This is a genomic window from Streptomyces sp. AcH 505, assembly GCF_000818175.1.
Lineage (GTDB): Bacteria > Actinomycetota > Actinomycetes > Streptomycetales > Streptomycetaceae > Streptomyces.
Map to the genome: position 1 here is coordinate 1069101 of NZ_JTIY01000001.1, position 8348 is coordinate 1077448.

General features: G+C 72.2%; 8 protein-coding genes and 1 pseudogene. 2 read left to right on the top strand and 7 right to left on the bottom strand.

The window, feature by feature from the left end; all coding sequences use genetic code 11:
- Positions 1-114: 114 nt before the first annotated feature.
- A complete protein-coding gene (gene dapC / locus HY68_RS04885; protein WP_041995176.1) occupies positions 115-1209 on the bottom strand; it encodes a succinyldiaminopimelate transaminase in 1095 nt (364 codons plus the stop codon).
- Positions 1210-1346: 137 nt separating this feature from the next.
- The gene (gene fdxA / locus HY68_RS04890) at positions 1347-1667 is read right to left on the bottom strand and encodes a ferredoxin (RefSeq protein ID WP_018845645.1); all 321 of its coding nucleotides are present in this window, start codon (positions 1665-1667) and stop codon (positions 1347-1349) included.
- Between the two features lie 142 nt (positions 1668-1809).
- On the opposite strand from fdxA, the gene HY68_RS04895 reads away from it, so the two are divergent.
- Complete coding sequence (locus HY68_RS04895; protein ID WP_041984829.1) at positions 1810-2811, top strand: GNAT family N-acetyltransferase; 1002 nt, start codon at positions 1810-1812, stop codon at positions 2809-2811.
- A gap of 17 nt (positions 2812-2828) precedes the next feature.
- Positions 2829-3731: a transglutaminase-like domain-containing protein gene (locus HY68_RS04900; RefSeq protein WP_041984831.1), complete on the top strand. Its 903-nt coding sequence runs from the start codon at positions 2829-2831 to the stop codon at positions 3729-3731.
- 24 nt (positions 3732-3755) lie between these two features.
- Here the strand turns inward: HY68_RS04900 and HY68_RS04905 are convergent, their stop codons facing one another.
- The 5 genes and pseudogenes from HY68_RS04905 to HY68_RS04925 form a co-directional block, all read right to left on the bottom strand.
- Positions 3756-4388, bottom strand: a complete 633-nt coding sequence (locus HY68_RS04905; protein ID WP_041984834.1) for a response regulator transcription factor — start codon at positions 4386-4388, stop codon at positions 3756-3758.
- Entirely contained in the window at positions 4385-5566 is a 1182-nt protein-coding gene (locus HY68_RS04910) for a sensor histidine kinase (RefSeq protein ID WP_041984836.1), read from the bottom strand. The genes HY68_RS04905 and HY68_RS04910 overlap by 4 nt, the downstream gene beginning before the upstream one ends.
- Positions 5563-6303: an ABC transporter permease gene (locus HY68_RS04915; RefSeq protein ID WP_041984838.1), complete on the bottom strand. Its 741-nt coding sequence runs from the start codon at positions 6301-6303 to the stop codon at positions 5563-5565. Before HY68_RS04915 ends, HY68_RS04910 begins: the two co-directional genes overlap by 4 nt.
- Positions 6300-7232, bottom strand: coding sequence for an ABC transporter ATP-binding protein (locus HY68_RS04920; RefSeq protein ID WP_041984841.1), 933 nt, complete (start codon positions 7230-7232; stop codon positions 6300-6302). Before HY68_RS04920 ends, HY68_RS04915 begins: the two co-directional genes overlap by 4 nt.
- 105 nt (positions 7233-7337) lie before the next feature.
- A pseudogene (locus tag HY68_RS04925) lies at positions 7338-8348 on the bottom strand (hypothetical protein); the annotation flags it as partial.

The following is an 8348-nucleotide window of genomic DNA, read 5'->3' on the forward strand; positions in this document are numbered from 1 at the left end:
CTGCCGATCGGCTGACACCGGCGTAGCGCGGCGAAGGGCCCGGGGAGCTTCCGTCTCCCCGGGCCCTTCGCGGTCGTTCACGGTCGTGCGCGGCGCCACGGCACCGGCCGGCGCTCAGCCGAGTCGCTTGACCGCGGCCTCGATCCGCTCGTCGGTCGCCGTCAGCGCGACCCGCACATGGCGCTCGCCCGCAGGCCCGTAGAAGTCACCAGGGGCGACCAGGATGCCCAGCTCGGCGAGGTGCGCCACGGTGTCCCAGCACGGCTCGTCGCGCGTCGACCAGAGGTACAGGCCCGCCTCGCTGTGCTCGATGCGGAAGCCGTGCGACTCCAGCGCCGCGCGCAGCGCGATACGCCGGGCGGTGTACCGCTCCCGCTGCCGGGCGACGTGTTCGTCGTCGCCGAGCGCGGCGACCGTCGCCGCCTGCACCGGCGCCGGCGTCATCATCCCGCCGTGCTTGCGGATCTGGAGCAGCTCGCCGAGCACGGCCGCGTCGCCCACCAGGAAGGCGGCCCGGTAGCCGGCCAGGTTGGAGCGCTTGGAGAGCGAGTGCACGGCCACCAGGCCCTCGTACGTGCCGCCGCTGACGTCCGGGTCGAGCACCGAGACGGGCTCGGCCTCCCAGCCGAGTTCCAGGTAGCACTCGTCGCTGACGACCAGCACGTCGTGCGCGCGCGCCCAGCCGACGATCCTGGTCAGTTCATCCTTGGCCAGCACCGCCCCCGTCGGGTTCGACGGCGAGTTGAGCCAGAGGACCTTCAGCCCCGCCGGGTCCAGCTCGGTCGGGTCGTCGTACGGGACGGGTTCGGCGCCGCAGAGCCGCGCCCCCACCTCGTACGTCGGGTAGGCGAGCCGCGGGTACGCGACCCGGTCGCCCGCGCCGAGGCCGAGCTGCGTCGGCAGCCAGGCCACCAGTTCCTTGGAGCCGACCACCGGCAGCACGTTCGAATGGGTCACCCCGCGCGCGCCGAGCCGCCGCACGGCCCAGCCGGTCAGCGCGTCCCGCAGCGCCTTCGTGCCCCAGACCGTGGGATAGCCGGGCGAGTCGGCGGCGCCGGCCAGTGCCCGCTGGATCAGTTCGGGGACGGGGTCGACCGGGGTCCCGACGGACAGGTCCACGATCCCGTCCGGATGGGCCTCGGCAGTCGCCTTGTAGGGCTCCAGCTTGTCCCAGGGGAAGACGGGCAGGCGGGCAGAGACTGCGGACACGGTGCTCACTCTTTCTCGTACGGACGTGCTCGTACCGGCGTCCGCCTGCGGGCGGCCTCGTGCCGCCGGCTCAGCGGACGCCAACGCCTCAGCCCCGTACGGCGAGCAGTGCCGTACGGGGCCGGTGCGGTGCGCTGTCAGCCGTTCTGGGGCGGCAGCGCGGCGATGAAGGGGTGGTCGCGCTCGATGAGACCGAGCTTCGAGGCACCGCCGGGCGAACCGAGTTCGTCGAAGAACTCCACATTCGCCTTGTAGTAGTCCTTCCACTCGTCCGGGGTGTCGTCCTCGTAGAAGATCGCCTCGACCGGGCAGACCGGCTCACAAGCCCCGCAGTCGACGCATTCGTCCGGGTGGATGTACAAGGACCGGGAGCCCTCGTAGATGCAGTCGACCGGACACTCCTCGATGCACGCCTTGTCCTTGACGTCGACACAAGGCTGCGCGATGACGTAGGTCACGCTGTCGTTCCTCCTCGATAGGGCGGCGGCGGGCCGATGTGCGGCTCCGTCCACAGGCGCGCGGGAGCGCGGCGTCGTCGATGCCCGCCACCTAGTATCTCCGTTCTTGGGCACGATCCGAACAGGAGGGGTGGGCACAGCTGTGGAATTCAGCGCCGGAGGCCGGCTCGAAGTCCGGGTGACCCCCACCGACGTGGGCAAACGCGTATCAGTCAGACAGCTGACCGGCGCGGGCCCCGGCGCGGGTCAGTTCACCGACACGGTGGGTGTTCTCACATCGTGGGACGACGGTGTGGTCCTCGTCACACGCCGTACCGGCGAGCGTGTCAGCATCCCCGAGTCGGCGGTCGTGGCCGCCAAGGTCGTACCGGCGGCGCCCGCCAGACGGCGGGGTCCCGCCGCGTCCTTCGATGAGCTGGCCCACGTCTGCGCGCGCGCCTGGCAGCCGGCCGAGACTGAGTCGCTCGGCGACTGGCGGCTCGGCGCTTCCGGCGGCTTCACCCGGCGCGCCAACTCCGTGGTGCCGCTGGGCGACCCGGGGCTGCCGCTGGACGAGGCGCTGGAGCGGGTGCGCGCCTGGTACGGGGCGCGCGGGCTGCCCCCGTACATCCAGGTGTCGAGCGGCGCCGAGGGCGCCCAGGAGCTGCTGGGCGCCGAGCTGGCGCGGCGCGGCTGGGTGGCCGAGGTGTCGGTCGAGGTACGGATCGGCGCGCTGGCGCCGCTGGCCGAGGCGGCGCCCGACGCGGACGCCGAGCAGGTCGCGCTGCGCCCGGTCTGCGACGAGAGCTGGCTGCGCGGCTACCACCGGTTCAGCGCGCCGGGCCCCGAGGTGCTGCACGTGCTGAACACGGCTCCCTCCGTCCGGTTCGCGACCGTGCCCGGCGCTACGGAGACGCCGGCCGCGATCGGCCGGTGTGTCGTCGACGGGCGCTGGGCGGGTTTCATGGCGGTGGAGGTGGACCCCGCCCACCGGCGCCAGGGGCTTGCCACCGCCGTGATGACGGCCCTCGCCCGTGACGCGCTGGCGCAGGGCGCTTCGGCGGCCTGGCTCCAGGTGGAGACGGAGAACGAGGCGGCGCGTGCGATGTACGACCGCCTGGGCTTCGTCACCCATCACCGGTATCAGCACTTCCGCTTCTCCTGAACGGGTACGGGTCGCGTATGAGGCCGGAACAGCCGGACGAACCAGAACCGGACGAATCAGAACCGGACGAGCCGGAACAGCAGCCGGGCGCCGCGGGCCGACGGCGGCGGTTCGCCGACGAGGCGCGCGCCGAGCGCCCCGATCTGGCGGCGCTGTGCCTGCTGATCGGCGCCGAGGCCGGCCAGGGGCAGGACGACGCCGCTGTGGAGGCCCGGCTGGACGCGGCGGAGATGGAGCTGGACCGGCTGGCCGGGCTGCTGCCCTTCGGCCTCACCGGACCGCGCGCCTGGGCGGCGGCGCTCGCCGAACTGCTGGGCGCGCGGCTGGGCTTCCACGGCTCGGGCGCCGACTACCAGCTGCTGGAGTCCTCGCTCCTGCCCGAGGTGCTACGACGGCGGCGCGGGCTGCCGATCCTGCTCTCCGTCGTCTGGATCGAGGTGGCACGACGGGCGGGCGCCCCGGTGTACGGCCTGGCGCTGCCCGGCCATTTCGTCGTCGGTTTCGGCGACCCGGCCGAGCGGGTGCTGGCCGACCCGTTCGCCGGCGGTCAGTTGCTGACGGGCGACGACGCGACGCGGCTCGTCACCGCCGCGACGGGCGCTCCCCCGCCGCCTGGCCCGCCGGTCCCCGCCGATCCGCTCGACATCGTCCAACGGATCCTGAACAACATCCGGGCCTGGGCGGCGGCCCGGCCGGAGCGTACGGACGTGGCGCTGTGGGCGGTCGAGCTGTCCCTGCTGCTGCCCGCGCATCCGGCGCGGCTGCGCTACGACCGGGCGCGGCTGCTCATCGAGCGGGGCGACTATCTGGCGGGCGCCGCCGCCCTGGAGGAGTACGCCGAGGTGGTGTCGGCGGTCGAGCCGTCCACGGCGGAGGCGCTGCGCCGCAGGGCGCGCGCGGCGCGGGCGATGCTCAACTGACCGGGCCGCCGGGCATCCTGGCCGTCAGAGCCAGCCCTTCTCGCGTGCGATACCGACGGCCTCGGTGCGGTTGCGGGCGGCCAGTTTCTGGATCGCCGTGGAGAGGTAGTTGCGGACGGTGCCCTGGGACAGGTGCAGCAGCGCGGCCAGTTCGGCGTTGGTGGAGCCGCCGGCCGCCGCCCGCAGCACCTCGCGCTCCCGGTCGGTCAGCGGATTCGCGCCGTCGGCCAGCGCGGCGGCGGCGAGCGTCGGGTCGATGACCCGCTCCCCTGCCAGCACCTTGCGTACGGCTTCGGCGAGTTGGGCCGCCGGGGCGTCCTTGACCAGGAAGGCATCGGCGCCCGACTCCATGGCCCGGCGCAGATAGCCGGGGCGGCCGAAGGTGGTCAGCACGATCACCTTGACCCCGGGCAGCGCGTCGCGCAGCTCGCCCGCCGCCTCGATCCCGGTCATGCCCGGCATCTCGATGTCGAGGAGCGCGACGTCCACCTCCGCCGCACGGGCGGCGGCCAGCACCTCGTCGCCCCTGGCGACCTGGGCGACCACTTCGATGTCCGGTTCGAGGCCGAGCAGCGCCGCCAGGGCCTCGCGCACCATGGACTGGTCCTCGGCGAGCAGAACCTTGATCATGCGGGTCGTGCCGGTCACGCTGCTCATGCCGGGGAGTTTAGGGGGACGGCCAGAGGCGCGCGGACGGTGAGCAGGAAGCCGCCCTTGGTGGAGCCCGCCTCCAGCGTGCCGCCGACCTGGGCGAGCCGTTCGGCGAGCCCGGTCAGCCCGTTGCCCCGGTCCGCGCCGCTCGCGCCGCGTCCGTCGTCCTCGACGGTCAGCTCCACCACAGGTCCTTCCAGGGTCTGCCGGGGGGTGAGCGAGACGACGCAGCGGCGGGCGCCGCTGTGCCGTACGACGTTGGTGACGGCCTCCCGCAGCGACCAGGCGAGCACCGTCTCCGACTCGGCGCACAGCGTGGCACCGAGCTCCTTCGGGACGTCCTGCGGTACGTCGGCGGTGACACCGGCCACGGCCAGCGCCGTACGGGCCCCCGCCAGCTCGCCCGGCAGGGTGGGCCGCCGGTAGCCGCTCACGGCTTCCCGTACGTCCGTGAGGGCCTGCCTGCTGACCTGCTCGATGTCGGCGACCTGCTCGGCCGCCCGGTCGGGGTGGGCGGGCAGCATCCGGCCCGCCAGCTCGCTCTTGAGCGTGATCAGCGACAGCGAGTGGCCGAGCAGGTCGTGCAGGTCGCGGGCGAGCCGCAGCCGCTCCTCGTTCGCGGCCAGTTCGGCGACGGTGGCCCGCGCCTCGCGCAGCTCGATCGTCGTACGCACCAGCTGGCCCACCCCCGCCATGGCGAAGCCGCCGAGCAGCGCGGGCACCACCAGCGCGCTGAGCAGGTCGTGGTTGTCCGCCGACCGCAGGCCGACGGCCGCCATCACCCCGGTGACGGCCGGGATCGCGAACCGGGAGACCCGGACCGGCAGCGCGGCGCCGCACGACACCGACACGTAGACGAAGAGCACCAGCCACGCGCTGTCCAGCGTGAGGGAGAGCAGCACCGCCAGGGCGAGCATGAACAGCAGCGCGCTGTAGACGGTGCGTGGCCGGAGCGGCCGTCCGGTGTGCCGGAAGATCACCATCAGATAGACGCCCACAAAGGCGACCAGGCCGACCACGCCGAGCACGACACTCCACGGCGACCCGTCGTGGTCGAAGAGGTCGCTCACCGGCGCGCCCATGAAGGCCAGCCAGATGCCGAACCACATCAGCTTCACGAAGGAATGCCTGCGGCCGTCGGGTGACTGGCCGATGCCGACGCCGGAGAAGGTCACTTCGCTCATGCCTTCAGTGTGTCCTTGCGGTACAGCCAGGCGGCGCCGCCCGCGAAGACCACGAAGTATCCGACCATGATCGCGACGTCTTTCAGATGCGGCGCGCCGCCCAGCTCGATGGCCTGTCCGAGGGCCGCGTAGGCATGCGTGGGCAGCCATTCGGCGATGTTCTGCAGCCACTGCGGATAGCTGGAGACGGGCAGCCACAGGCCGCCGAGGATGGACAGGCCGAAGTAGATGATCATCGTGATGGGCCGGACGGCGTCACCGGAGGCGACGTAGCCGATGGCCACCCCGAGCGCGGCGAAGCACAGGCTGCCGGCCCAGATGACGCCGGTGAGCGCCAGCCACTGCCAGGTGTCCAGCGTGACGCCCTTGACCGAAGCGGCGATGACGAACACGACGATGATGGACGGCAGGCTGACCACGGCCGCGCCGGCGATCTTCGCGAGGACGTAGCCGCGTCCGGGCAGCGAGGTGAGCCGCAGCTGGCGCACCCAGCCCTTCTCGCGCTCCTTGGCGATCTTCTCGCTGTTGCCCATCAGTACGGCGGTGAGCGCCCCGAAGGACGCCAGCGCGACCATGTAGAACGAGCTGAGCGACAGGTCGCTGCCGGCCACCTTCTTCGCATTGTCCTGCGGCCCGGCGATGACCAGGAAGAGCACGGCGGGGTAGATCACCGAGAAGAACATGAACTTCTTGTTCCGCAGGGTGCGGGTGATTTCGAGCTTGATCAGGGTGTTCACGCGGTCCTGGCCTCCTCGGCCTCGGTGATGGCGACGAACGCCTGCTCAAGGCCGAGCCCGGCCACTTCGAGATTGCGCGGGTAGAGCCCGAGCCCGTACACGCCGTGCACGGTCGCGTCCGCGTCGTGGGACTGCATACGGACGGTCGTTCCGGAGACGGACAGCGCGCCGAGGGACGGCAGCGCGCGCAGCGCTGCCTCGTCGATCGCGCCGTCCAGGTCGAAGGAGATCCGGCGGGCGCCCGCCCTGGCCTTGATCTCGGCGGCCGTGCCGTCGGCCAGCAGCCTGCCCTTGTACAGCACGAGCACCCGGTCGGCGATCGCGTCGGCCTCTTCCAGGTAGTGGGTGGCGAACAGCACCGTACGGCCGTGCCGCGCCTGCTCGCGCATGGTGGCCCAGAACGCCTGCCGCGCCGTGACGTCCATCCCGGTGGTCGGCTCGTCGAGGACGATGAGGTCGTTGGCGCCCGCGGTGGCGAGCGCGAACCTGACCCGCTGCTCCTGGCCGCCGGAGAGCTTGTTGACCTTGCGGTCGGCGATCTGGGTGATGCCCGCCCTGGCCAGCACCTCGGAGACCGGGAACGGCTTGCGGTGCAGGGCGCACGCGAGGTTCACCAGCTCGCGGACCGTGACCTCCTCCATCAGGCCGCCGCTCTGCAGCATGGCGCCGACCCGGCCCGCCGAGATGGCTTCCTTCGGGCTCATGCCGAAGACGCTGACGGTGCCCGAGTCGGGGTTCCTGAGGCCGAGCAGCAGATCGAGGGCCGAGGACTTGCCCGCACCGTTGGGGCCGAGAAGCGCGACGGTCTCGCCGGGGTGGAGCGTGAGCGTGAGACCGGCCACCGCGTGGACGTCTCCGTAGCTCTTGTTCACGTTCTCGAAGCTCGCCACCGCTGTGCCGGTGGCGGTGGGAGGGGCTGTCGTCGTCATGCCCTCATCGTGGCCGCCGCGCTCCCGCTTCCGGCAGTGCCGACGGTCGTGGCCCTGGGATGACATCCGTCATCCCAGGGCCACGACTCATGTCCGGACGCCGGGTCAGCTGGGGTCGGTCTCGATCACCTTCGTGCGCTCCTCCTGCGTCTTGCCGCGCAGTGCCTCGCGCAGCGCGCCCGCCACGTCCTGCGGGGTGACCGCGGTCTTCGAGCCGTCGCCCCTGGTGATCAGAACGCCGTCGAACACCGAGCCGTACAGCTCCTTGAGCGCCTTGAGGTCGTAGCTGTCCTGGAGCTTCCCGTCGACGGCCTTCATCGAGAGGATCTTGGGCAGCGACCGGTCGGGGCCGAACTGGATCGAGGCGTTCCCCGCCTTGATCGTGACGAGCCCGGACATCGCCGGCTTGGCGAAGTCCTTCATCGCGCGGTCGATCTCGGCCTCGCTGATGGTGGGTTCGCGGCTGGTGAGCGGCAGTTTGACGACGCTGACCTTGCCCGTCTGGACCTGGGTGCGGTAGGCGTCGCGCACCGAGATCATCGACTGGCTGACGTCCAGGGACTGGCCCGCCTTGCCGGGCACGGCGACGGGCTTGCCGGGCTCGAACTTGATCGTGCCCTCCGTGGCGGAGCCCGAAGTGCCCGCCAGGTCGGTGAGGGCGGCGGTCAGTTTCTCGTCGTCGACGGGGATCACCGGCTCGACGACCCGTGCGCCGCCGAACAGCGAGCCGACCACGGTGACCGGGTTGTAGTCGCTGCCCGCCGCCGACCGGACGGTCGCCTGCGTGTCGAGGGTCAGGCCCGCCTTGTCGGGGGCCAGTTCCTGCGTCGTGCCGCTGACGTCGAGCTTGAGCGGGGCCTTCGCCTGCTTGCCGAGCGCGCTCTCCAGCTTGTTGACGGCCTGGTCACGGGTGCCGCCGCCGATGTCGACGCCGAGGACCGTGCTGCCCTTGGGCACGTCGGAGTGGTTCATGAGCAGTCCCGCGCCGTAGACGCCGACGGCGGCCACGATGAGCAGGGCGACGAGCAGCATGCCCTTGGAGCGGCCCTTCTTGGCCGGCGCCGCGGGGCGCGGCGCGGGCGCGGGGGCCGGCGCCGCCGCGGGTCCTGACCGCTC